This window comes from Photobacterium sp. Hal280, assembly GCF_037162255.1.
Lineage (GTDB): Bacteria > Pseudomonadota > Gammaproteobacteria > Enterobacterales > Vibrionaceae > Photobacterium.
In genome coordinates this window covers 1,551,396-1,576,329 of record NZ_JARLUO010000005.1, presented here as the reverse complement: position 1 = coordinate 1,576,329, position 24,934 = coordinate 1,551,396, and the positions used below count along the sequence as shown (strand labels likewise).

Below are 24,934 nucleotides of genomic sequence, written 5' to 3'. Positions count from 1 at the left end.
AACTGATGAGCTTTCGTCACGAACTTGTTGAAAAAAATGTTGGTTTGCTGGCCATCCTGATTGTGATTGCAATCAGTTTGGGGGCGCTGGTAGAAATCACGCCGTTGATTTATCAGGATCAAACAACTGAGCCAGTAGAAAACCTCCGCCCTTACACTGCCCTGGAAATGGAAGGCCGTGACATTTATATCCGTGAAGGATGTAACGTTTGTCACAGCCAGATGATTCGCCCATTCCGTTCAGAGACTGAACGTTACGGCCATTATTCTGTTGCCGGTGAAAGTGTTTGGGAGCATCCATTCCTGTGGGGCTCTAAGCGTACAGGTCCGGACCTTGCTCGTGTAGGCGGTCGTTATTCCGATGAATGGCACCGTGTACACTTGCGCAACCCTCGCGATGTCGTACCAGAATCTAACATGCCCGGTTTCCCTTGGCTGGAAGAGAATGTACTGGATGGCGAAATAACCTCTAAAAAGCTTGCCTTATTCCGCGATAAGTTCGGTGTACCTTACACTGATGAACAAATTGCGAAAGCAGGTGGTGATGTGAAAGGCAAGACTGAAATGGACGCACTTATTGCTTACCTTCAGTCTCTAGGTCACGCGATGAAATAAGGAGGCACCATGGATATCGGAACCATTCATAGTATCTGGACTGTAATTCTGTTCGGTAGCTTTATTGGTATTGTCCTTTGGGCCTACAGTAAACGCCGTAAATCCCAATTCGACGAAGCTGCTAATTTGATTTTTGCAGACGAGGAGAAGGATGTGGCCACGCGTGAAAAAGACAGGAGCAAATAAGAATGTCGACGTTTTGGAGTGTATGGATCATCGTCATCACGCTTGGCACCCTGGCTGCAGTTGCTGCCGTCCTTACTTGGTGTAGCAAGGACAAAATGGGTGTTGAAGAAGGTGAGGACATGGGCCACGAATACGATGGTATTCGCGAGATCAATAACCCACTGCCGAAGTGGTGGTCTTACATGTTCTGGGGAACCATCGTTTTTTCTTTGGTATACCTGGCGCTATACCCTGGCCTGGGCAATTTTAAGGGTCTTTTGGGTTGGCAGAGTTCAGATCAGACTGTTCGTACAGTGGCTGAGTCAAAAGCCTCTATTGCTAACTCCCAGCAAACGAAAGAGCTTGATCAGTATGCCAAAGAGTTAGGTGATGCAGAACAAGCTTATGGCGAGCTGTTTAAAGCCCTTGCCTATGACGAGTCTGGTAACAACCTTCGTCCAATCGAAGAAATTGCAGCCGATCAAGATGCTCGCCGTGTCGGCCAACGCTTGTTCCTGCAAAACTGTGCTCAGTGCCACGGCTCTGATGCACGTGGTCAGCAGGGCTTCCCTAACCTGACCGATAACGATTGGTTGTATGGCGGTGAACCTGAAACCATCAAAACCACCCTGATGCATGGCCGTAAAGGCGCGATGCCAGCATGGATTGACACCCTGGGCGAAGACGGTGTACAAGAAGTCACAAGCTACGCTCTGAGCCTGTCTGGCCGTAAAGTGAATGCCAAAGAGGCCGCAGCGGGTAAACAACGCTTTGTGGTATGTGCCGCCTGTCATGGTACGGATGGTAAAGGTAACCCTGCATTTGGTGCGCCTGACCTGACGGATAATATCTGGTTATATGGTGGCTCACGTCGTGCGGTCGTTGATACGATTACTCACGGTCGTCAGGGCGTCATGCCCGCTTGGGATAACATTCTGGGCGAAGAAAAAATTCAGCTGATCTCTGCTTATGTATGGGGCCTGAGCAACAACGGGCAGTAATCCTGATTTCTGTTACGAATCAGTTAATTGTTGACGTTTGCTGACAATTTCACTGAAGCTAAGTCATAGGGCCCCTGCTAAAATCAGGGGCTCTTTTTATAGATACTAAAAGGATTCACAATGCAAAAGCCATGGTATAAGCAGTTTTGGCCCTGGTTCATAATTGCGATTCCAGCCTTATCCATTACATACAGCATGACTGCGCTGTATATATTCTCTCAGAACAAAGTGGATCTGGTTGCTGAAGACTATTACAAGAAAGGGAAAGGCATCAATCAGGACTTTTCGCGACTGCGTGTCGCCGACGCTCTGAAAATCAAGGCCGATATCCAGGTGAACCAGCAAGATATCACTCTGTCTCTGGATAAAGGTGAATTAGCTGATTTTCCGACCCTGCGAGTGCTCTTTACTCACCGCACCTTAGCGGAAAAAGACTTTACCCAAATGATCAGCCCGGACCAAAAAGGCCGCTACCGATTTACAGCCCCAGAGTCGATTGATGGCCCATGGTTTGTCGAAGTCGAGCCGTTTCAGGGCGAATGGAAGCTGAATGGCCGTTTGAACCTGCCCTCATCCGATCCGATCAAGCTGTATGGACAAAACAAAGGATGACAACCTCTTGCTACCACTGTGGTGATCCTGTCCCACACGATACCCATTTAACGGTCGACATCCTGGGAACAGCACGCAGTATGTGCTGCCCGGGCTGCCACGCTGTGGCAAGTACCATAGTCGACAGTGGTTTGACATCCTATTACGAGTACCGGACCGCAACAGCAGATAAAGCCGATCTGGTCCCTCAGCAATTACAGTCCCTTGCCCTTTATGACAACGAAGAGATTCAGCAGGACTTTGTCAGGACTCGCGATAACACACATGAAGTGACATTGTCACTCGAAGGCGTGTCGTGTGCCGCCTGCGCATGGTTAATTGAGCGACAACTCAAACGCGAAACAGGCTTAGTTAACATTCGCGTCAATACCACCACGCACCGCGCTCTGCTCAGCTGGAACCCCGAGCAGACTAAACTCAGCACTCTTTTGTCCGCCATTCACCGTTTAGGCTACAAAGCGGCCCCTTTTGAGGCGGATAACCAAGAGCAGCATTACCACAATACGATGAAGAGTTACCTGTACCGTTTAGGTATCGCCGGCTTAGCCAGCATGCAGGTGATGATGCTGGCGGTTGCACTGTACTTCGAGGTATTTGGTGATCTGGATGAGAGCTTCCGAAACTATTTCCGCTGGGTCAGCCTTCTGTTCGCCACCCCTGTGCTTCTCTACTCGGCATTACCATTCTACTTAAATGCCTGGCGGAACCTCAAAGCACGCACATTAGGTATGGATGTCCCTGTTTCTATTGCACTAATCTTTGCTTACGTGGCCAGCTTTTATGCCACTGTCACAGCAAAGGGCGAAGTGTTCTTCGAATCCATTTCGATGTTTACCTTCTTTTTATTGATCGGCCGCTATCTTGAGATGCGGGCGCGCCGTAAAGCAGCTGCAGCCAGTGCCAATCTGCTTAAATTGATTCCGGCTATGGCAAATTTGGTGGATGGTCGCCAGATTGCAGCCAAAAGCCTGAAGGCAGGTGACGTTGTCACAGTTTTACCCGGAGAAAGCTTGCCAGCCGATGGGATGATTGTGTCTGGGAACAGTGTGGTCGACGAGTCAATGCTGACGGGGGAACCGTTGCCCGTGAGAAGAGGCAAGGATGATACTGTGTATGCTGGCACCATTAACGGTGACGGTAACCTGACCGTGAAAGTCACTCAGGACCGCCAGCACTCTCTTATTTCGAACATCATTCGTCTTCAGGATGAAGCGCAGGCAACGAAGCCAAAAATTGCCGAAATTGCCGACGTGGTCGCGCGCTATTTTGTCGCTGTGATTCTTATCATTGCAGCGGGGACCTGGCTTTACTGGCATCAGGCAAAACCCGATGATGCACTATGGATTACATTAGCAGTACTGGTCGCTACCTGCCCTTGTGCCCTGTCGCTGGCGACACCAACTGCGCTGACTTGCGCGACATCGCGGCTGGGTCGTTTAGGCATTCTGCTCCGGCGCGGACACGTTCTGGAAACACTCTGCAATGTAAACCAACTGGTGATTGATAAAACCGGTACCTTAACCGAAGGCAATGTCAGAGTTATCCAAACAGTATGCTTCGACAATTACGATGAAACAGAGGTCCTGAGCATCGCTGCCGAACTGGAACGTTTTGCAAACCATCCTATCGCCCGCGCTTTTTCAGGTTATCGTAATAACACGTTCTCTTTCGATGAGGTTGAGAACGAGATCGGCTTTGGCCTCAAAGGCATGAGAGAAGGAAAAGAATGGCGAATCGGAAAGCAGAGTTTTGCGTTCAACGGCGAAAACGCACCTTCTCCAGACCAGGACTTCCAGGTTTGGCTGACCTGTAATGGCAAAGCCATCGCCGCTTTCCTGCTGGATGATCCTATCCGGCACGACAGTCAATCGCTGGTCAGCGCCTTTCAGGCTGAAGGGATTCAGGTCACCATGCTCACAGGTGATAACTCCGACAACGCTGCTCGCGTGGCGAATACGCTTGCTGTCGACAAACTGATCAGCGGCGCGACCCCACAAGGCAAACTCGACTACCTCAACAGTCTTGCTAAAGATCAGATAGCCCTGATGATTGGGGACGGTGTGAATGATGCCCCCGTACTGGCTGGCGCTCATCTGTCACTCGCGATGGGCGGTGGTACGGATGTTGCTAAATCGTCAGCAGATATGGTTTTACTTGGCGATCATTTAAGCCGAGTACTGGAAGCACGACGTCTGGCGATGAGAACCAAGAAGATCATTCGGGAAAATCTGTCGTGGGCATTAGGGTATAACCTTGTTATTCTGCCTCTGGCTGTTGCCGGACTGGTTGCCCCTTATATTGCCGTATTAGGCATGTCTGCCAGCTCCATCATTGTTGTCTCTAATTCACTGAGGTTATTGAAAGAAGATGGCTAGCCTGTATTTACTCATCCCGATTGCAATCATCTTCGTCTGCATTGCCGTTGCCATTTTTATCTGGGCCGTCAAATCAGAACAGTTTGAAGACCTCGAAAGACAAGGATATGACATCCTGTTTGATGAGAATGAAGAGAAGCAACCCACGCAACAAACGGATGATGAGCAGACAGGCAAGGAAAAACAGTGACCACAGATTTCTTCGCTGCTTTTATGATTGGCCTGCTGGGTGCCGGCCATTGTCTGGGGATGTGTGGCGGTATCGCTGCCGCCATTACTTTAGGTATGCCAGGCCAACAGCAAAGCCGCCGTTTTCCATACTTGCTCTGCTATAACGCCGGACGCCTGATCTCTTACGCAGCAGCCGGGGCTGTAATTGGTGGCACAGTGGCAGGTATGGCAACGTTGAGCGGATTAAGCTCTGCGCTCCTTTTCCTGCGAATTTTCGCCGCAGCGATGATGATTCTTCTCGCCCTGTATATTGGCCAGTGGTGGCAAGGGGTCACCAAAATTGAAGCGCTCGGCCAATCACTTTGGCGTTTAATCTCACCTTTAGCCAAGTCGATGTTACCGCTCAAGTCTCCCCTGGCGGCCTTTCCGTTTGGACTGGTATGGGGCTGGTTACCCTGCGGGTTAGTCTACTCGATGTTAAGTTGGGCCGCTGTGGCTGGCAATGCAGGCTCCGGTGCCGGTGTCATGCTGGCCTTTGGTCTGGGAACGCTGCCTGCCATGCTGTTAGTCGGCAGCTTTGCAGAAACGCTTAAACAATGGCTTTCCAATCAGATAGTAAAAAAACCAGTGCATTACTGTTATTGGCATACGGCATCCACACAGGTTATGTCGCAATCACACAATTTTCCTAATGTTTTATACTCGTCATTATGAATAAGAATGTGATAGAGTGACCCGAGTATCCGAACTTGGTCAGGCCACAGTTTATGAATTCAGATAAAATCGCCACAAAACGCATTCAATCCGGTGGATGTGCCATCCATTGTCAGGATTGCAGTATCAGTCAGTTATGTATCCCTTTTACGCTCAATGACGCAGAGTTAGATCAGCTGGACAGCATTATTGAGCGTAAAAAACCTATCCATAAGGGCCAGGAGTTATTTAAAGCCGGGGACGAGCTGAAAGCGCTGTACGCGATTCGTTCAGGCACAGTGAAAACCTATACCATCACCGAGCAAGGCGACGAACAAATTACCGCTTTTCATCTAGCTGGCGACTTGGTGGGTTTCGACGCGATTAACGACCATAAACACCAAAGTTTTGCCCAGTCGCTCGAAACCTCTATGGTATGCGAGATTCCGTTTGAAACATTGGACGATCTTGCCGGTAAGATGCCTAAGCTCAGACAGCAAATTATGCGTCTGATGAGCAGTGAAATTAAAAGCGATCAGAATATGATCCTGCTGCTTTCTAAGAAAAATGCCGAAGAGCGTCTGGCTGCGTTTCTCTATGATTTGTCATGCCGTTTCTCAGAGCGTGGTTTTTCAGCCCGTGAATTCCGGCTGACCATGACCCGTGGCGATATTGGTAATTACCTGGGGCTGACAGTTGAAACAATCAGTCGTCTTTTAGGGCGTTTTCAAAAATCTGAAATCATCGGCGTCAAAGGCAAGTACATCACGGTTCTCGATCGTGAGCAGCTCGCTCAGCTTGCAGGTGCGACTAACTGTAAATAGATTTATTAAAATTGATGGGCTTGATGCCCATCAATTTTTACTGTAATTCCTCTTCAAAGTTCTCCATTTCCTCGCAGCAATCCGTTACAGTGAATATACTAATCTGAATACAAACAGTTTTTCAGATCTGGTCGATTGCGAATCCGTTGAGACAGGGGGCAGTAATGAACTCATACAAAAACATCCTCGTAGTGGCCGATCCACTGCAAGACAACCAACCGGCTTTGTCACGCGCAGTACATCTCGCTGAAAAAAGTGAGAATGTTCACATCACTGTATTCCTTGCCATTTACGATTTTTCTTACGAAATGACATCCATGCTTTCGTCGGATGAGCGCCAGGCCATGCGGCGCGGCGTAATCCAACAGCGCGAAGAATGGTTAAAAGACATTATCCGCCCTCATGTCAGTGCCGGTGTTGATATCGACATCCTTGTTGTGTGGCACAATCGGCCCTATGAAGCCGTTATCGCCGAGGTGTACAGCCATCATCATGACCTACTGATAAAAGCCACTCATAAACACGACAAAATCGGCTCTGTTATTTTTACCCCTACCGACTGGCATTTATTGCGCAAATGTCCATGTCCTGTGCTTTTAGTTAAAGAGCACAGCTGGCCCGAAAACGGTAAGGTACTGGCTTGTGTCAACTTAGCAGCCGAAAGTGATACGCACGAAACACTGAACGATAAAATCATCAGCGAAGCGAAGAACATGGCAGAAGTACTGGTTGCCGAAGTCAATCTGGTCAACGCCTACCCTGCCACCCCGGTTAACATTACGATTGAATTACCTGAATTTGACCCTGCAACCTACACAGATGCGGTTCGAGGCCACCATCTGACCTCAATGAAGGCACTGAGGCAAAAACACGGTATTGATGCAGAAAAAACCCATGTCGTCGAAGGATTGCCTGAAGACGTCATTCCAAAAGTGGCAGAAGAGTTAGATGCAGAACTCGTTATACTGGGCACCACAGGCCGGACCGGGCTTTCTGCAGTCTTTATTGGTAATACTGCTGAGCACACCATTGACAGCCTTAACTGCGACTTACTGGCCCTCAAGCCAGATGGCTACATCAGTCCTCTGGATCCAAACCAATAAACATGCTCTGAAAGGCGCGCCTGCAACCTTCAGGCGTGCTTTTCACCTGCAACAATCGTTTAAACTGCCATTCACCCGCTTAATTATCAATTAAGATCAAAATCACGCTGGAATCCGACGCTGGAATCCGTATCATACCCGCCATGAAATTTGCCAGTGAGAACAAGTCGCGAACCTTGCTCACGGTAACCTTTACCGATGATATTTCATGACTGCATCTATCATCGTGCTCAATGCATTTACCGTTGGTTGACAGCGTGATTCAATCGACGCGAAAGAGAGAAGCAATGACTCAGAATCAAGAGCTTACAAAGGCACAGAAATACAACTTCGATAAACTGCAAAAGAAACTGCGCCGGAATACGGGTCAGGCGATTGCTGATTTTAATATGATCGAAGATGGTGATCGCATTATGGTTTGCCTGTCTGGTGGTAAAGACAGCTATACCATGCTGGAAATGTTGAGCAGCCTGCAGCGCAGTGCCCCTGTCAGCTTTGAACTGATTGCAGTGAACCTTGATCAGAAACAGCCTGGTTTCCCTGAACATATCTTGCCCGAATATCTTGAATCGCTTGGTGTTCCGTACAAGATTGTGAATGAAGATACGTATTCAATCGTCAAAGAGAAAGTGCCGGAAGGTAAAACGACCTGCTCTCTCTGCTCCCGTCTGCGTCGGGGTATTTTGTACCGCACGGCAAAAGAGCTGGGCGCGACCAAGATTGCGCTGGGGCACCACCGTGATGACATGCTGGAAACGCTTTTCCTGAACATGTTCTACGGCGGCAAAATGAAAGGTATGCCGCCTAAGCTGGTCTCAGATAACGGTGAGCACGTGGTAATTCGCCCGCTTGCCTATTGCCGCGAAAAAGATATTGAACGCTATACCGAAATGAAAGCGTTCCCGATTATCCCATGCAACCTGTGTGGCTCGCAGCCAAACCTTCAGCGTCAGGTGATCAAAGAAATGTTGCGAGACTGGGATAAACGCTATCCGGGCCGGATTGAGACAATGTTTACTGCAATGCAAAACGTCGTCCCCTCACACCTGGCAGACTTTGACCTGTTTGACTTCAAGTCAATCGACAGGGAATCAGGTGCAATTAACGGTGGTGATATCGCTTTCGATAAAGAAGACTTACCAAGCTCACCTGTCGCTGCCGAAAGTACCGGTGAATTTGATCCGGGCGAAAAATTGGATATCTTGCAGGTTAATTAACTTATCCGCCTATGAAAGCCGCAAACATTGCGGCTTTTTTAATGTGTTCATTATTTTTATCGGCAGAAATACCTGCCAGACATATTGCATATCGAATACGGCATTCAGAACATATGCAGCCAAAAACACTAAAAACCAGCCCAAAAACATCACAACATATAAAGATTTGTTAACAAAAAACCAAAAAAATTGCTAAGAACAGTCTGGTATATGGCAGTTTTATCCGTATCATACTATAGATACCTATACGTTCAGGTACTCGCAGAGATACGCAACGTTATTCTGCTCAGTAATACGTTGCACAATATGATTCTCGCTCATAGCCAGCTATTCCTACGAATGATTTCTATCGGTTACCGAGCAGTTTCATGTTGAGTGACATCTCCACGCTCTGACTTTACAAGCGAGCCTGAAACTGAGTGAGGTCCAATCAAGTCTGTAGCCGTCCTGCACGCTACTAAGTCAATATAAAGGATTAAAAATGACTTACTATCAGAAACTGGAACAACACGCTAAAAAGCTTTCCAAGATTTCTCATTTATCCGCTATCTGCAGCTGGGATCAGGCTGCGAAAATGCCAGAAGGCGGAAATGCCGCGCGCTCCGAAGCAATGGCTGAACTGGCACTTATCCATCATGAACTCGCAACAGCCCCTTCTCTGACTGAATGGTTCGCCAAAGCCGAAACCGAATCTTTATCTAAAGAGCAAAAGATCAGTCTGCAAGAGATGAAGCGTTCCTGGCAAATGGACAATATTCTGCCGGCTGATCTGGTGGAGAAAAAATCGCTCGCCGGTTCAAAGTGCGAGCATGCCTGGCGAACGCAACGCAAAGAAAATAATTGGCATGAGTTCAGCCAGAACCTTGAAGCCGTTGTTCAACTGGCAAGAGAAGAAGCGCAGATTCGAGCTGAAGCAACGGGGTTAAGCCGTTACGACGCGATGATGGATCTGTATGAACCTGGCATGACGTGCGAGAAAATCGATTCTATATTTGGTCAGGTGAAGACATGGCTGCCCGCATTGATTCAACAAGTCAGAGCAAAACAAGCCAGTGATCAAGTGATTACCCCTAAAGGTCCCTTCCCGATAGCTCAACAGAAAGCATTGAGTCTGGATATCATGGGCAAATTGGGATTTGATTTCAGACACGGCCGGTTGGACGTGAGTACGCACCCGTTTTGTGGCGGCGTGCCGACTGATGTCCGCATTACGACCCGGTATGATGAAGCTGACTTTACCAGCGCACTCATGGGGGTTATCCACGAAACTGGCCATGCCCGTTACGAGCAAGGACTTCCTGAGCAGTGGCATGGTTTACCTGTGGGTCAGGCGCGCTCAATGGGCGTTCATGAGTCACAAAGCCTGTTTTTTGAAATGCAGCTTTCGCGCAGTAAGCCTTTTATTGAAATCCTCGCCCCGTTAGCTCGCGAAGCATTTGACCGCAATAACGACAAAGCGCTGAGCACCGAAAATTTATCCTTGTTCAGTACCCGGGTCGAACCTGGCTATATCCGAGTCGATGCCGATGAAGTGACCTACCCTGCACACATCATTTTACGTTACGAAATTGAACGCGATTTGATTGAAGGCAACATCGAAGTGGCGGATATCCCCGAGCTGTGGGACAAGAAGATGACCGAGTATCTGGGGTTATCGACCAAAGGTAATTTTACTGACGGCTGTATGCAGGATATCCACTGGACAGACGGCAGCTTTGGCTATTTCCCGTCTTACACTCTGGGTGCGATGTATGCGGCTCAGTTCATGGCGGCCATCCGTCGTGAAATGAATGTGGAAAACCTCATTCGTGAGCGCAACCTTCAGCCCATCTTCAACTGGTTAGACAGACATGTCTGGAAGAAAGCCAGCTTCCTTTCAACAGATCACCTGCTGAAAGAAGCGACCGGCGAGACGCTGAATCCGGAGCACTTCAAAGCACACCTTGAAAGTCGCTACCTCGAGAACTAACGACCTGAAAGATAAGGGCAAAGTTGTCAACGAAAAAGGGCCTGACGGCCCTTTTTTACACCATGCTGATCTCCAGTACAGTATTGATAGCACTGCCATTCCATTTGTAAACATAATGATTAGACTGACAGACCTTGCTGACCAGGTTGGGCTTGTACAAGGCAAAACAATCATGGCCCTGATGCCGTACTGAGTGATACAAGACGCCGTCTTGTTTCTCTTCCTTCATCGCGATCGCCTCAGCCTGAGAGTGCGCATAATTTGTGGGGTGGTAAAGCGCAGAATCCAGATACGACTGCTCTGTAAAATCCACCAAAGCGCCAGAAAACCAAGCCTGTATACTTCTCATCTGGATATCTTGCGACGGCTCCTGGGTATAGCCCAGTATCCGCTCCATGTGATAACTCGTTTCCTTGATCGCAGTATTAATGTCTCTTGTAGCATAATACGCGCCAAAGTCTGCCGTATTAAAACGGCCCCCATCCGGGTTAACATGGGTAAATGCGGCCATTACGTAGCTACAGTGAGGGATACCGACCAGCCTTTCCTCAACCGGTATACGAGCAAACTGCCCTGTTTCTTCAGCCAGACGAGGATTGGTCAGGGCTTCAACGGCAAAGACAGCTTCCAGTTGATCGGGCTCTGCGACATCTTCATACAGGTTGATTGGCGGATATTTTGAGGGAATTAACCGGTAGCAAGACTGCTCCCTGAAGTGCTTGTGCGGATAAGTCTTTGACATCTCAGGATCGTCCCCCGCGCCAGGCGTTCAGACGCGTAGCCACTTCGTACAAATCGGCAACCTTCCCCTGACCCATCACTTCCATCGCACTTCGCCCGGCAAAAAACGGGTGTGAATTAGGCTTCTGCACCCACTGATAAACACTGTCTTCACGGGTAAATAAAATGCGCAGGCATTTATGGATATTCAGTATGTAGCTCATTCGCTCCAGCAAGTCTTTGGACACTTTGGCCGACTCCGGGCTGGTGCGGTATTTGTTCAGTGTTGAGCGACTTGATAAACCAAGCAGCGCCATCTGCTGATTCTGACTGCAATGCCATTTATCCAGAATATTGAAAACGACTGGCAGTACCTGATTGCCTGCATGCTCAATGGGCTGATTCGCCGCCACGGTATGCGTGTTCATGATCATCGTCTCATCTTGTTCATTTATGGACTTAGTTTAGCATCAAGTCTATAAATGAACAAAAGTGACAAGCCGAAGATCGTAAACACGTCTTCAACGGAAGAGAAGGCAGGACTGAACAACGTAGTGATCAGTCCTGAATATCGGAGCCGTTAATCTGAGGAGGGTTCAAGCCAGGGCGTAATACGAATCGCGGGAGATGGTAAGGTCAACACAGCATTTTCAGGGAGTTGATTGACTTTCACAATCGCTTTGCCTGCTGCGATGGGAATGACGGTGTCGTTAGAAACGGTGATAACACCCGTCTGCTCGGCAGCAAAATGCATCACAACACCGCTGACCTCTGGCATAAACCAAGATGAGAACATTCCACCCAGATCATTTAGGAGTATGTCCATTTGTGGCAGCAGATGATCCAACTCTTGTTTGTTGATAGATTGCCCTAAATGCTTGCTGACGATCACCTGCATAGACACATCGCAGGTGATCCCGTCATCTATCACAAAAGTGACATCCGGATTCGCCTGCCTTAAGTTATTGTCGATTGGTACCACCAGAGCATTATCCGCTGGAATAACGAGCTCTTCGTAATGCTCCTCTTTTTGCATCCAGCCCTTACGGACTGCACATGTTTCACCGGTTTGCTGATTGATCAGATACAAGGCAATACTCACATCAGGGTGAGACTCAGCGACGTTGTGCTTGAGTTTGCCGAAAAGATTGCTGTAACGCATCTCAATATTCTGTGCCCAAACATGACCGGAAATCGTCAGCAAGCCGGAAGTAAGAAGAAGGGTTTTGATCAAAGAAGTGCTCATCAACGGTTAGCCCTGTTGCCAAAATTGTTTGTTATGACGGATCATACCCTGAATTTCATCCACGTAGTCTTGTCCACGTTCAGAGTATCGGTGCAATCCTTCCGCAAGCTTTAACCCGGTAACGGGCTGACCTGTCGCACGCTCATTAGCCCTGATATCCCGGAGCTCCGCATAAGCGCGATTGCGGTTCACATTCATAAAATAAGCGTGAACCGACTGAGCCGCATCAGAGAAAACGGCAACTTCATGTTTCGCACCTTCTCCTCTGGCACTGGGAACCAGGCCACAGCCTTGGGTGTAGCACCACTGTCCAAAATAATTATGTCCTTCGACGGCAAACCGTGACGTCCCCCATCCCGACTCATTGGCCGCCTGGCTCAATACCAGCTCTTCAGGGATCAGATCCACACGAATCAGCATGTTATTCAACCAGGATTCAGTGACAGCGTCATCTGTAAGTTCCAGATTATAAGCATCACCAAGCTGGCGGGCTTCATCGAGGTCATTGGTACTGAGAGCTTGTCCGACTTTCAACTGGGTTTGAATAGCCAGTAAAAAAGAACGCTCCTCGCTGATCCTGGCATTCTCTTGCTGCACGAACGGACGTAAGAACGTGAAAAATGATTGCTTCTTAAGGTTCACGTCTTCCATAACGTTAAAATCTGGCCGGGTGGCTTCATCTTGGGTATTCACTGCTTGCTTTTCAGGCTCAGCGCAACCTACAAAGAACAATGTGCATCCGGCAAGCGCAAAATGTCTGACATGTTTTATCACGCGTTAAATACCTTGCTTTCTTCTTCTGTTTTATTGCCTTGATCGTCCCCGTCACCGCCTTTACCGGCGGTTGTGACCTGCAGGGTAATACCGAACAAATTACGATAGACAATTGCTTTCACATTAAAGAAGAAAGGAATTGTCCAAATCAGCCCGATGCCAGCGGTCGCAAAAGAGATAAAGAACAAAACCAGTACCGCCAGGAAAATAGCAGATAGCGGTAATATTTTACGGAACGTGGCCACGACAGAGTACTGAATCGCTTTTAACGGGCTAACACGCTTTTCACAAACCAGTGTGATCGTCATGCTGAAAGCCATGGTTAAAAACAACCCAATTAATGGGAACAACGCATTCCCTATGCCCTGCAGCGAGGATGTCAGCAGCATAGTGACTACAGACACGACGGCAAAGGGAAAGCCCTTAACCAAATAACGCGGTTTGGTTGGCAGGCCAACCGCATGGTTCAGCGCCATCAGGCTGACACCGGCATACAAAGGGGCGCTTAATACATCCGACCAGAAATTGGCCATAAAACCCGCTTCAACGATCTCGGGAGTGATCCCTTCACCACTGACAATGGCATCAAAGAATATAGCTGGATTACCCAGCTGAACTTGCAACGCTAGCAACAAGAGGGCAAGCTGCGCTAAAAACAGCCCTGCAATTGCTGGAAAAAAGGTCAGAAAATGCTTTGCTGTCACCTTCCAGGCTTCTTGAAGTACCGCGACAGACTGTAAGTCTGCTTTGCCTGACAGCGCCTTTTCGATTGAGCCGCCAACCTGAAGACTTTTATTACTCATGCAGATAGTTGATTCACATTCAATTAGAACAATGGGCCCGATTGTACGCTACCGCTTGCGCTAAACAAATCGCGTCATGGTTAAAAAATGCTTCAATGCCTCAAAATGGTGGAAATTTATCGTTCAATTTAGGGTTTTGTTCAGATTTCATCTAAGCTCAGTAGTCAATTTGCAATCTAAATACTGCATTATTAGCCTTGAAAATCCTCAGATAATGCAATGAACTCCGTTGAAATCATTTGCAAAACGGATAAGCGAAAAAGTCGCCTGTACAACATAAAAAATACTTTGAATTATACCTATGGGGGTCTATCATCCGGCTCCTGAAATTGACCAAGAAAATGCAGGCAGATATTTGCAGGCACGATGTGGAGACCAGGTAGAGTTGAACACAAACATCACATCCAAAGAACCGGTTATTCAGCTCAAAGGGCTGAGCAAGAGCTTTGACGGTAAACAGATTATCGCCGGGTTAGATCTCAACGTGAATGACGGTGAGTTTTTAACCATTTTAGGCCCCTCCGGCTGTGGTAAAACCACTGTCCTTCGCCTTATCGCTGGTTTTGAAGATGCTGACCAGGGGCAGATTATTATTGCCGGTCAGGACGTGACTGCCGTTCATGCAGAACAGCGGCATGTGAATACTGTATTCCAGAGTTATGCCTTATTCCCGCACATGACGGTGTTTGAAAATGTTGCCTTTGGTCTGCGCATGCAAAAAGTGCCAGAGCAAGAGATCAAGCCACGTGTGATGGAAGCTTTGCAGATGGTTCAGCTGGAGCAGTTTGCTCCTCGTCAGCCACATCAGTTATCCGGTGGTCAGCAGCAACGTGTTGCCATAGCGCGAGCTGTGGTGAACAAGCCGAAAGTACTGCTGTTGGATGAATCGCTTTCTGCGCTGGATTACAAGCTCCGTAAGCAGATGCAGCTGGAGCTGAAACAGCTGCAGCGTCGTCTGGGCATTACTTTCATCTTCGTCACACATGATCAGGAAGAAGCGCTGTCAATGTCAGATCGTATTATCGTTATGCGTGATGGACGTATTGAACAAGACGGCACACCGCGTGAAATTTATGAGGAGCCAAGCAACCTGTTTGTCGCCCGCTTCATCGGTGAAATTAATGTGTTCGATGCCACTGTGATTGAACGTATTGACGAAAAACGTATTAAAGCCATTGTCGAAGGCCGTGAGGCAGTGATCCATTGTGATCTTGATGTGCAGCAACACGCACCACTTAAAGTGCTGCTTCGCCCTGAAGATATCCGTCTGGAAGAAATCAACGAAAACGAAGAAAGCTGGGGCCTGATGGGCCATGTGCGTGAGCGTACCTATAAAGGGATGACGCTGGATTCAGTTGTTGAGATCGAAACGGGCAAATCTGTCATGGTGAGTGAATTCTTTAACGAAGATGATCCGGATGTAGACCACTCCCTGGATCAAAAAGTAGCTATCACCTGGGTTGAAAGTTGGGAAGTGGTACTGGCTGATGACGAAGAAGCTTAATCTGCAAAATATCATCATTTCGGTGATTGTAGGATGGTTACTGGTTTTTGTATTCATCCCGAACCTGATGATTATTGGCACAAGTTTTCTGACTCGTGATGATGCGAATCTGATTGATTTAACCTTCACGCTGGAAAACTACGCGCGCTTGTTTGACCCTTTGTATGGTCAGGTCATGCTGCATTCGTTCTACATGGCAGGCATGGCAACGATCTTATGCCTGCTGGTGGGCTATCCGTTTGCCTACAGTATTGCCAAAATGCCGGCAAAGTGGCGTCCGTTCATGCTGTTTCTGGTGATCGTACCGTTCTGGACCAATTCACTGATCCGGACTTACGGCCTGAAAATCATGCTGGGTACCCAGGGCGTATTCAACAGCAGCCTGATGGCCATCGGGGTTATTGATAAGCCCCTGCGCATTATGTACACAGAGTATGCGGTAATGATTGGCCTGGTTTATATCCTGTTGCCATTCATGGTGCTGCCCTTGTATTCCGCTATTGAAAAGCTGGATAACACTTATATTGAAGCTGCGCGGGATTTGGGCGCGAACAAGGTTCAGACGTTTATTCGTGTTATCGCACCCTTAACTATGCCAGGCGTGATTGCGGGCTGCCTGCTGGTGTTTTTGCCGGCAATGGGTATGTTCTACATTTCCGACCTGCTCGGCGGTGCCAAAAACCTGCTCATCGGTAACGTCATTAAGAGTCAGGTACTGAACGCCCGTGACTGGCCTTTTGGTGCTGCAACAAGCATCGCACTGACAATTTCAATGGCAATTCTGCTGTATGCCTATTACCGGGCTGGCAAGCTGCTCAACCGTAAAGTGGAGTTGGACTAACTGTGGGACGTTTTTTCAAAGTCAGTCTGATGTCGGTAGTGTACGCATTCCTGTACATTCCCATCATTATTCTTATTGTTAACTCATTCAACGCCAGTAAATTTGGCATGAAATGGGGCGGCTTTACCACCAAGTGGTATGAGCAACTGGTGAACAATGACAGCTTGATGCAAGCCGCCTGGCACTCACTGAACATTGCCGTTTACTCTGCAACAGCCGCTGCCATCATCGGCAGCCTGACTGCCGTTGCCCTGTTCCGTTACCAGTTCAAGGGAAAAAGCTTTGTTAACGGCATGCTGTTTGTGGTCATGATGTCACCAGATATCGTGATGGCTATTTCGCTGCTTGCGCTTTTCATTCTGATGGGAGCCAAACTGGGATTCCTGACCCTGCTGTTATCTCATATCACCTTCTGTCTCCCATTCGTTGTGGTGACCGTGTATAGCCGTTTAAAAGGCTTTGATGTGAAAATGCTGGAAGCTGCCCGTGATTTAGGCGCCAGCGAGTGGGTCATATTGAAACAGATCATTCTGCCCTTAGCGAAACCCGCGGTTTTTGCGGGTTGGTTGCTCAGTTTTACCTTGTCACTGGATGATGTGATTGTCAGTTCTTTCGTGACAGGACCGACGTATGAAATCCTGCCGCTGAAAATTTACTCTATGGTAAAAGTGGGTATTTCACCGGAAGTTAACGCGCTGGCAACTGTGATGTTAATCGTGTCACTGACGCTGGTTGTGTTGTCGCAAATCATTGTGCGAGACAAGACGAAATAAGTTGCGTTTAATTTTATCTGCATGATAATCGTACCGAAACACGGCCGGGTTTACACCCGGCCGTTTACGCAGGAGACAAAGGTTTGACTCCTGTTATATTAACCATCCCAGCAGGGATTTTGGAGTTATCACATCAATGAAAAAATGGTCCTCGTTTCTGGCCAGCGCCGCATGCGCCGCTACTCTGGTATCTGGTAGTGTCAATGCAGCCGATGAAGAATTAGTCTTTATGAACTGGGGCCCGTACATTTCTACGGAGCTACGTGAACAGTTCACTAAAGAAACGGGCATTAAAGTCATTTATTCGACTTACGAGTCGAACGAAACCATGTATGCCAAGCTGAAAGCACACCCGGAAGGTTACGATCTGGTTGTTCCTTCAACCTACTTCGTTGCCAAAATGCGCGATGAAGGCATGCTGCAGAAAATCGACAAGTCGAAACTGAGCAACTTCAAAAACCTTGATCCGAATTATCTGAATAAGCCGTTCGATCCGAACAACGAATACTCTATCCCTCACGTTTTGGGTATCACTGGCCTTGCCGTGAACACCGAAATGTATGATCCGGCTGACTTTGACAGCTGGGAAGATCTGTGGGATCCGAAATATCGTGGCCAGCTAATGCTGATGGATGATACTCGTGAAGTTCACCATATCGCCCTGAAGATTCTGGGTTACTCAGGTAACACCACAGATCCAAAACAAATCGCTGAAGCTTATGAAAAGCTGAAAGAGCTGATGCCGAATGTACTGGTTTTCAACTCGGATAATCCAGCGGCACCTTATATGGCTGGCGAAGTCGGCTTAGGTATGCTGTGGAATGGCTCAGCGGCTGCTGCACAGCGTGAAGGTCTGCCAATTGAACTGGTTTGGCCAAAAGAAGGCGGCATTTACTGGGTGGATAACCTGTCAATCACCAGCAATGCGAAAAATATTGAAGCCGCTCATAAGATGATCGACTTCCTGCTGCGCCCGGATGTTGCCGCGAAAATTTCAGAAGAAACCGGTTATCTGACAGGTGTTGAAGCATCAAATGCGAAGTATAAAGACAACCCGACTCTGTTCCCACCGAAAGAGGAATTGGAACGCGGTGAGTTCCAGAATGCTGTTGGTGACGCCAACATTCTGTATGAAGAAAACTTCCTCAAGCTGAAAGCTGGTCAATAAGCGCTTTCTTTAGGCAACCAAAATGATTTGGTTGCCTTTTTTCTTATCCCCTCTGCTATACTCTCCCACTGATTCTTTAATGAATTCCATACGTTAGTAATGGGTTAATATCTCATTCTGACATGTTTTGTCATCTGAAATGACACACCCTGTCCGCAAGAGAGGTGGGCATTGCTATAGCTACCAGAATGCTATGTAGGGCTTCTGAAGTTAGGAGTAACTCAATGAAAAAATGGTCTTCAATCATGGCCGGCGGCCTGTTTGCCTTGTCGCTGACATCACATTCAGCGCTGGCTGCAGACGAAGAGCTGTATTTCTACAACTGGTCTGAGTATATCCCAGCCAGTGTGCTGGAAGCGTTCACCAAAGAAACCGGTATCAAAGTCATCTATTCGACGTATGAGTCGAATGAGACGATGTACGCTAAATTGAAGACCTACGGTTCAGGTTACGATCTGGTCGTGCCTTCTACATATTACGTAGCTAAGATGCGTGACGAGAATATGCTGAAGAAAATCGATAAATCTAAGCTGTCGCATTTTAAAGACCTCGACCCTAACTTTTTAAATAAGCCTTTCGACCCAAGCAATGACTACTCGATTCCATACATTTGGGGCGCGACAGGCATTGGCGTGAATACAGATCTGGTTAATGCCAAAGAGATCACTGGCTGGAGTGACTTCTGGGACAGCAAATGGCAAGGCCAACTGATGATGATGGACGATGCGCGTGAGTTCTTCCACATCGCATTACGTAAGCTGGGTTACTCAGCTAACACTGAAAATCCTGACGAAATTAAAGCCGCTTATGAAGAACTGAAAAAGCTGATGCCTAACGTGCTGGTCTTTAACTCAGACTACCCTGCGAACCCTTACATGGCCGGAGAAACTTCCTTGGGCATGTTATGGAACGGTTCTGCCTACATGGCACGCCAGGAAGGTGCCTCTATTGATATTGTCTGGCCTAAAGAAGGTGCCATTTTCTGGATGGACAGCCTGGCAATTCCAGCCGGCGCTAAAAACGTTGAGGCCGCACATAAGATGATCGACTTTTTGCTCAAACCAGAGAACGCAGCAAAAGTTGCACTGGAAATTGGTTATCCAACCCCTGTTGCAACAGCCAAAGATAAACTGCCAAAAGCGTTTGTGGATGATCCGAGCATCTACCCGCCACAAGCCGTCATGGATGCGGGTGAATGGCAAAACAGTGTCGGTGATGCAGTATCACTGTATGAAGAGTATTACCAAAAGCTAAAAGCCGGCCAGTAAATACTTAAATAAGGCGTCCAACAGACGCCTTATGATTACCGACTTCAGCGACACTGAACTGAATAACAGACATTGTGCTAATCTGCAGGCGTTAACAACTCTTCAACCAGCTCAGGAACAATTTTTGACGCAGGCCCATAGCGTTTTTCGTCAAATTCGCTCTCTACGATACTGGGTTCTAAGTTGAGCTCTAAGGTGTGTGCTCCGTGCATTGCAGCCTCATGAACAAAGCCCGCCGCCGGATAAACTGAACCAGATGTACCGATAGCAATGAAAAGATCGGCTTCAACCAGCGCAGAATAAATCTTATCCATTGACTGTGGCATTTCTCCGAACCAGACAACATTTGGCCTTAGTGGCGCTGGAATCTGGCAGCAATGGCAACTGTCATCCAGTGAAATATCACCAGTCCACTCAATCGTCTGACCACTTTGACTGCACTGCGCTTTCAGTAACTCACCATGCATATGAATCACATGATGACTACCCGCTTTCTCATGTAAATTGTCTATGTTCTGTGTGATGACTGTCACCGTACCGTCGAGTTCATTTTCCAAACGTGACAACGCATAATGCGCAGCATTGGGGTGAACAGTCCCGCTTTCTAACTGCTGACGGCGCTGATTGTAGAAGGATTGCACCAGTTCAGGATCTCTTTTAAACCCTTCAGGTGTTGCTACATCCTCAATACGGTGGTTTTCCCACAGTCCATCCTGGTCACGAAAGGTTTTGATCCCCGACTCGGCTGATATCCCGGCCCCAGTGAGTATCACTATATTTCGATAGGGAAAATGCATCTTTCCTTGCCCTTGTTAACGTTTACCACAGTTATACCATCGACCGGACAGCAATATAACTCTTACCTTGTCAGACAATAGTCTTAAGTGGATTTCGTACGAGCATCCGGTGAAGTGCGATTGATATAAACTCTACCGCATAAAAAGTTATAGTGCATTAAGCAAGGCCATTAATCTCGCAAATAAGAATATGAAGGATGATTCTCCTTGTACGACATGTTGTTTTGTCTTTAAGCCATTTTCTGAATTTTATTATCAGAACCAATAATAAAATAGTTTATGTATCTTAGTGAAACACGATGAAAACTTTGAAGTATTTAGGCAACTTTGAATAGTCTCGTCTATGCTTCTCCTGTATCACAAAAACAATGGAGTGATGGAAATGAAGCAAAAAGCATTGGCATTATTAGTAACAACACTGTTGGCTAGCCCGGCTGCACTTGCCGTAACTCTGGAAGAAGGTACGCAAGAATTCGGCTTACAAGGTAGTATGGATTTTGACTATGTTGATGATTATTTATTCCTTTTGAATACCACCTACGGTTATTTTGTGAAAGATGACTGGGAAATCGGCGGTATTTTGGATGTAAACATGAGTGACAGTACCAAAACCTTCCAGCTTGGTATGTTTACAGAATACAACTTCACAAACGACAGTAACTGGGTGCCTTACCTTGGTGCTGCTGCTCAGCTGGCTAACCTGTCGGCAAATGAAGACGAAGACATTGATTTTGATATTGAAGATGTCACTGCTTTGAATATTAAAATCGCAGGTGGCGTGAAATACTTCATCAACCCACATGTTGCCATCAGTGCTGAAGTGAACTACAACATCGCAACCGACGATATCAGCGTCACAAAAGACGGTGTTGAGGACAGCTTTACCCGATTCATTTTTGGTACAAGATTCTACTTCTAACAGCTCAAACCCATACAACGCCGCAGCAATGTGGCGTTGTCGTTTCTATACGTTATACCCCTTTCGCATTATGACCCGCTTCAGCTTCACATCTCACCTTATTTGTTTTATACCGCAATCCAATATCTTCAAAAAATCACCACAAAATTTTTCAGGCGCTGTATCAAAAACCAGACAAGTTCAGCAAACCAGTCTTGCTATACCTTAAAAAAACACAATAAAAATGTATTGCTGGGTTCGATCAAACTAAGGTTAGCAGGCCGATTATGAGAAACGCTTACCCGTTGTTGGTTTTATCATTCCAGTTACTGACAGGCTGTGGATCCATGTCTGTTACCAATGACACGCACAATGAAGCCTTCCAAAAAACATTGCTGTTGGTTGCGAGTAAAAGCCAGCGATGCCCTATTCCGGAAGATGTCATTGATGGTCGCTATCTGGCAACAGGCTTACCTTCTGATTATTCACCTCCTCCCTTAACAGAGTTATCAATGATCAAAGAAGAGAGTCTCTGGCAAATTCTCGCAAAAGAAAGTGATCTTCCGGTACCAAACAACGCAAGAGTGCGGAACTATAAACAGTGGTATCTGAGCCGTCCATTGCATCTCAAGACAGTATCAAAGCGTGCTCAACCCTTTCTTTATTATATCTACCAAAACGCCCAATCTCGTGATCTGCCTATTGAACTTGTTTTATTGCCTTTCATCGAAAGTGCATTTGATCCCTATGCCTATTCACAGCAAGGTGCAGCCGGGCTTTGGCAAATCACGAAACCAACAGGTAAATCATTCGGACTGCAATTTCGGCCTGGGTATGACGGCAGGCTTGATATTATTGCATCGACTCAGGCTGCACTTGATTTACTGGAATATCTTCATCATAAATTCAATGGTAACTGGCTCCATGCGATTGCTGCTTATAATTCCGGTGAAAGCAGAGTTCGCAAAGCTATCAAAGCCAACAAAGCGCTGGGTAAACCAACTGACTTCTGGTCGTTGGCATTGCCGCGGGAAACAGAGCACTATGTCCCTAAACTGCTGGCATTAAGCCAGATAATCAAAGAAGAAAGCCATAGTACGCTTCCTTTGGTATACATACCCAACAGCCCAGTATTGACGTCAGTGACGATAACACAGCAAGTGCCCCTTGCTCAGATTGCCAATGATGCAGGACTGACTGGAAAAGCACTGTATCTGCTAAACCCGGGATACTCCTCCGGGCTAACATTAAGACAGGAACAGAGTCAGTTACTCATACCTAAAAAACAGCTCAACCACTTTTATCAGCAGCCTGAAACATTACACTATGTCAAAAATAAATACAGTGTCCGGTATATTGAGCCTGGCGATTCCCTATATAAGCTTGCCACATTAAACAACACATCGATCAGTGATATAAAACAAGCCAATCAGTTAGTGAATAATAAAATACATGCGGGTCAGCTTTTGCTTATTCCAGTCAAATAATATTTATTCCGGCCCCCTGCCATTGACAAACTGCCAGGCTTGATTAATTTCCCAATCAGGCTGGATGGCTAATTTCATCACTTCACCCATATTGATTAACAACTTTACATCTGACTGATTATGCGACAGTGCCAGGCCGACGATCACCCCGGCGAGTAAACATGCTGGAGCAATCAGAGAGCGGATCGCCATCAGGCTTGTCAGTGCCAGCACCATCAGGATAGTTGCTATATACAAATGCCCTGGTAATTGGGTAAAAAACGCAACATAAATTGCAACGGCCTGAATGATTGCACCCACAACTAAAAATACGATTGTCATTAATTCACCACAATAAATATTTTTATCTTATTTTTTATGAGTATAGACACATAATTCGTCATAGTATGAAATTCTGATCATCATTTTTTTATGTGAATTTTTTTTCGACTTATACTGCAATTCTCAGCCTAATTGTTAAAACGAACTATACTGAAAATAAAGAAAGTGCCTTTCGTGCAATAACGAAAGGACCATAACAATAGTGAGAAGTCACCTGGAGGGAGTATTCATGCATCATGACGAAATGATCGTACCAAGCGCCTTTGGCCTCATCGGTCGGACAGCAAGTGTGGCCGGTTTTATTTTAGCAGCAGGACTGATGTTGATGATCTTTTAAACTCTACTCACTGGCGCAACCAACTGAGCGTCGGCAGCCTGAGCACGAGGCTGGCGTTCGGGCTCGAATGCATTGATCGCTGAAGACTGCAACTGGCATCACCACACGAAATAAAATTTGGGTACTCAGCCAGCAATACTGACAGAGTACCCATTAGCATGCAGTTTCCCTACCGCTTATAATATCTGGCTCTTCTACACGCACAGATGGGTGATTCAGCAGAGCTGTTTACAGCTCAAAGGTCTCGGATAATACCCTAGTATGTGATTTGTTGCATCACTTTTGTTTTCACCTCTGAATCAAATCAGTGTTCTGCCACATTTTCAGCTGGCTAGACCATTTACTCTGTTGATATCAGGTAAACTATCAGGATTACGATGATCTAAGGTAGTTCCAACTCAATGTTTTTAGATTCTTACTTCGCCGAGCAAAATGGTGCTTATACATTTACCCGCGAACAAGCCAGCCATTTTGCCAAAAAAGTCGCTGGCGATTTCAATCCAATCCACGATGCCGATAGCAAACGCTTTTGCGTTCCGGGTGATCTCCTCTTTTCTGTCATGCTGGCAAAAACAGGATTGAGCCAGAAAATGCGTGTGGAATTTGCAGGTATGATCACCGATGGCGTAGCCCTGGCTATCAACACAAAATCATCCAACGATCTGTCACTCGTCGATGAAAAAGGCAAAGAGTACCTTCACGTCCTTCGCGAAGGTGAAATCACCCACAATGCCAGCCTTATCGAAACAGTGACCAAGAATTATGTGCAATTTTCCGGAAAGAATTTCCCGCACATCATGGTGCCTTTAATGGAATCCAAGCAGGTGATGATTAACCCTGCCCGCCCATTGGTTATCTATGAAAGCATGGAACTGGAGTTCAGCCGGCTGGACCTTGAAGCGCCAACCGTTGAGCTGACTGACTCGATTCTCGAATCCGACGGTAAGCGTGGCAGCGTAACACTGGCATTCAGCTTTACAGAGCACGGTGAAGTCGTGGGTGAAGGCCGCAAGCGTATGCTGATGAGTGGCCTCAAGCCCTATTGCCAGAACGACATTGACGACCTGGTCGCCCGTTTTAACGCCAGAAAAGAAGCGTATCAGGCTGCATAATCTGACAAATGTGTCTGGAAACCTTAAACCGCTTCTAGACACATCTTACTCCGCCTGCTACATTTCATGCACTTAACACCCATATATTACTTTGGAGGACACAAGATGATTGTATTAACGACTCACTGGGCACAGAAACAG

General features: G+C 47.1%; 25 protein-coding genes and 1 pseudogene. 19 read left to right on the top strand and 7 right to left on the bottom strand.

From position 1 onward, the window contains the following. Positions 1–5 precede the first annotated feature (5 nt). From ccoO to P4S53_RS16575, 11 genes and pseudogenes are all read left to right on the top strand, one after another. On the top strand, positions 6–614 hold the full coding sequence (gene ccoO, locus P4S53_RS16625; RefSeq protein WP_337113542.1) for a cytochrome-c oxidase, cbb3-type subunit II: 609 nt from the start codon (positions 6–8) through the stop codon (positions 612–614). 9 nt (positions 615–623) lie between these two features. Then, a complete protein-coding gene (locus tag P4S53_RS16620; RefSeq protein WP_027252218.1) occupies positions 624–800 on the top strand; it encodes a cbb3-type cytochrome oxidase subunit 3 in 177 nt (58 codons plus the stop codon). Positions 801–802: 2 nt separating this feature from the next. Continuing rightward, on the top strand, positions 803–1,780 hold the full coding sequence (ccoP, locus tag P4S53_RS16615; RefSeq protein ID WP_337113541.1) for a cytochrome-c oxidase, cbb3-type subunit III: 978 nt from the start codon (positions 803–805) through the stop codon (positions 1,778–1,780). A 120-nt stretch (positions 1,781–1,900) separates the two neighbouring features. Further along, a complete protein-coding gene (locus P4S53_RS16610) occupies positions 1,901–2,392 on the top strand; it encodes a FixH family protein (RefSeq protein WP_337113540.1) in 492 nt (163 codons plus the stop codon). After that, the gene (locus P4S53_RS16605; protein ID WP_337113539.1) at positions 2,389–4,767 is read left to right on the top strand and encodes a heavy metal translocating P-type ATPase; all 2,379 of its coding nucleotides are present in this window, start codon (positions 2,389–2,391) and stop codon (positions 4,765–4,767) included. Before P4S53_RS16610 ends, P4S53_RS16605 begins: the two co-directional genes overlap by 4 nt. After that, positions 4,760–4,957, top strand: a complete 198-nt coding sequence (gene ccoS, locus P4S53_RS16600) for a cbb3-type cytochrome oxidase assembly protein CcoS (RefSeq protein WP_337113538.1) — start codon at positions 4,760–4,762, stop codon at positions 4,955–4,957. Before P4S53_RS16605 ends, ccoS begins: the two co-directional genes overlap by 8 nt. After that, positions 4,954–5,630: pseudogene (locus tag P4S53_RS16595) on the top strand (sulfite exporter TauE/SafE family protein). The gene ccoS and the pseudogene P4S53_RS16595 overlap by 4 nt, the downstream one beginning before the upstream one ends. Before the next feature lie 75 nt (positions 5,631–5,705). Beyond that, positions 5,706–6,455 (top strand): FNR family transcription factor, encoded by a 750-nt coding sequence (locus P4S53_RS16590; protein ID WP_337113537.1) that lies wholly within the window; start codon positions 5,706–5,708, stop codon positions 6,453–6,455. A gap of 164 nt (positions 6,456–6,619) precedes the next feature. Next, the gene (gene uspE / locus P4S53_RS16585) at positions 6,620–7,558 is read left to right on the top strand and encodes a universal stress protein UspE (RefSeq protein ID WP_337113535.1); all 939 of its coding nucleotides are present in this window, start codon (positions 6,620–6,622) and stop codon (positions 7,556–7,558) included. Between the two features lie 287 nt (positions 7,559–7,845). Further along, a complete protein-coding gene (ttcA, locus tag P4S53_RS16580; protein WP_337113534.1) occupies positions 7,846–8,775 on the top strand; it encodes a tRNA 2-thiocytidine(32) synthetase TtcA in 930 nt (309 codons plus the stop codon). A 481-nt stretch (positions 8,776–9,256) separates the two neighbouring features. Next, positions 9,257–10,744: a carboxypeptidase M32 gene (locus P4S53_RS16575; protein ID WP_337113533.1), complete on the top strand. Its 1,488-nt coding sequence runs from the start codon at positions 9,257–9,259 to the stop codon at positions 10,742–10,744. 55 nt (positions 10,745–10,799) lie between these two features. On the opposite strand, the gene P4S53_RS16570 is transcribed toward P4S53_RS16575, so the two are convergent. The 5 genes from P4S53_RS16570 to P4S53_RS16550 all read right to left on the bottom strand — a co-directional run bounded on the left by P4S53_RS16570 (position 10,800) and on the right by P4S53_RS16550 (position 14,287). After that, a complete protein-coding gene (locus tag P4S53_RS16570) occupies positions 10,800–11,486 on the bottom strand; it encodes an RES family NAD+ phosphorylase (RefSeq protein ID WP_337113532.1) in 687 nt (228 codons plus the stop codon). A 1-nt stretch (position 11,487) separates the two neighbouring features. Next, a complete protein-coding gene (locus P4S53_RS16565; protein WP_337113531.1) occupies positions 11,488–11,892 on the bottom strand; it encodes an MbcA/ParS/Xre antitoxin family protein in 405 nt (134 codons plus the stop codon). Positions 11,893–12,044: 152 nt separating this feature from the next. Then, positions 12,045–12,710, bottom strand: coding sequence for a DUF2987 domain-containing protein (locus tag P4S53_RS16560; RefSeq protein WP_337113530.1), 666 nt, complete (start codon positions 12,708–12,710; stop codon positions 12,045–12,047). Positions 12,711–12,716: 6 nt separating this feature from the next. Beyond that, positions 12,717–13,403, bottom strand: a complete 687-nt coding sequence (locus tag P4S53_RS16555; protein WP_337113529.1) for a glucosaminidase domain-containing protein — start codon at positions 13,401–13,403, stop codon at positions 12,717–12,719. A 77-nt stretch (positions 13,404–13,480) separates the two neighbouring features. Continuing rightward, entirely contained in the window at positions 13,481–14,287 is an 807-nt protein-coding gene (locus P4S53_RS16550; protein WP_337113528.1) for a hypothetical protein, read from the bottom strand. A gap of 385 nt (positions 14,288–14,672) precedes the next feature. On the opposite strand from P4S53_RS16550, the gene potA reads away from it, so the two are divergent. The 5 genes from potA (at position 14,673) to P4S53_RS16525 (ending at position 19,841) form a co-directional block, all read left to right on the top strand. Continuing rightward, positions 14,673–15,791 (top strand): spermidine/putrescine ABC transporter ATP-binding protein PotA, encoded by a 1,119-nt coding sequence (potA, locus tag P4S53_RS16545; protein WP_120511871.1) that lies wholly within the window; start codon positions 14,673–14,675, stop codon positions 15,789–15,791. After that, positions 15,775–16,632 (top strand): spermidine/putrescine ABC transporter permease PotB, encoded by an 858-nt coding sequence (gene potB, locus P4S53_RS16540; RefSeq protein WP_337113527.1) that lies wholly within the window; start codon positions 15,775–15,777, stop codon positions 16,630–16,632. Before potA ends, potB begins: the two co-directional genes overlap by 17 nt. Before the next feature lie 2 nt (positions 16,633–16,634). Next, positions 16,635–17,405, top strand: a complete 771-nt coding sequence (potC, locus tag P4S53_RS16535; RefSeq protein WP_027252235.1) for a spermidine/putrescine ABC transporter permease PotC — start codon at positions 16,635–16,637, stop codon at positions 17,403–17,405. 136 nt (positions 17,406–17,541) lie between these two features. Continuing rightward, positions 17,542–18,573, top strand: coding sequence for an extracellular solute-binding protein (locus P4S53_RS16530; RefSeq protein ID WP_337113526.1), 1,032 nt, complete (start codon positions 17,542–17,544; stop codon positions 18,571–18,573). 245 nt (positions 18,574–18,818) lie between these two features. Further along, positions 18,819–19,841 (top strand): extracellular solute-binding protein, encoded by a 1,023-nt coding sequence (locus tag P4S53_RS16525; RefSeq protein ID WP_337114516.1) that lies wholly within the window; start codon positions 18,819–18,821, stop codon positions 19,839–19,841. A gap of 77 nt (positions 19,842–19,918) precedes the next feature. Here the strand turns inward: P4S53_RS16525 and cobB are convergent, their stop codons facing one another. After that, positions 19,919–20,638, bottom strand: a complete 720-nt coding sequence (gene cobB, locus P4S53_RS16520) for a Sir2 family NAD+-dependent deacetylase (RefSeq protein WP_337113525.1) — start codon at positions 20,636–20,638, stop codon at positions 19,919–19,921. A gap of 382 nt (positions 20,639–21,020) precedes the next feature. Between cobB and P4S53_RS16515 the strand changes: the two genes are divergently transcribed. Both P4S53_RS16515 and P4S53_RS16510 read left to right on the top strand, forming a co-directional pair. Next, the gene (locus P4S53_RS16515) at positions 21,021–21,557 is read left to right on the top strand and encodes an outer membrane beta-barrel protein (protein ID WP_337113524.1); all 537 of its coding nucleotides are present in this window, start codon (positions 21,021–21,023) and stop codon (positions 21,555–21,557) included. Positions 21,558–21,883: 326 nt separating this feature from the next. Beyond that, entirely contained in the window at positions 21,884–23,023 is a 1,140-nt protein-coding gene (locus P4S53_RS16510) for a transglycosylase SLT domain-containing protein (protein ID WP_337113523.1), read from the top strand. 3 nt (positions 23,024–23,026) lie between these two features. Here the strand turns inward: P4S53_RS16510 and P4S53_RS16505 are convergent, their stop codons facing one another. Further along, on the bottom strand, positions 23,027–23,344 hold the full coding sequence (locus P4S53_RS16505; RefSeq protein WP_337113522.1) for a hypothetical protein: 318 nt from the start codon (positions 23,342–23,344) through the stop codon (positions 23,027–23,029). A gap of 738 nt (positions 23,345–24,082) precedes the next feature. On the opposite strand from P4S53_RS16505, the gene P4S53_RS16500 reads away from it, so the two are divergent. Next, complete coding sequence (locus P4S53_RS16500) at positions 24,083–24,793, top strand: DUF3581 domain-containing protein (RefSeq protein ID WP_337113521.1); 711 nt, start codon at positions 24,083–24,085, stop codon at positions 24,791–24,793. The last annotated feature ends 141 nt before the right edge of the window (positions 24,794–24,934 follow it).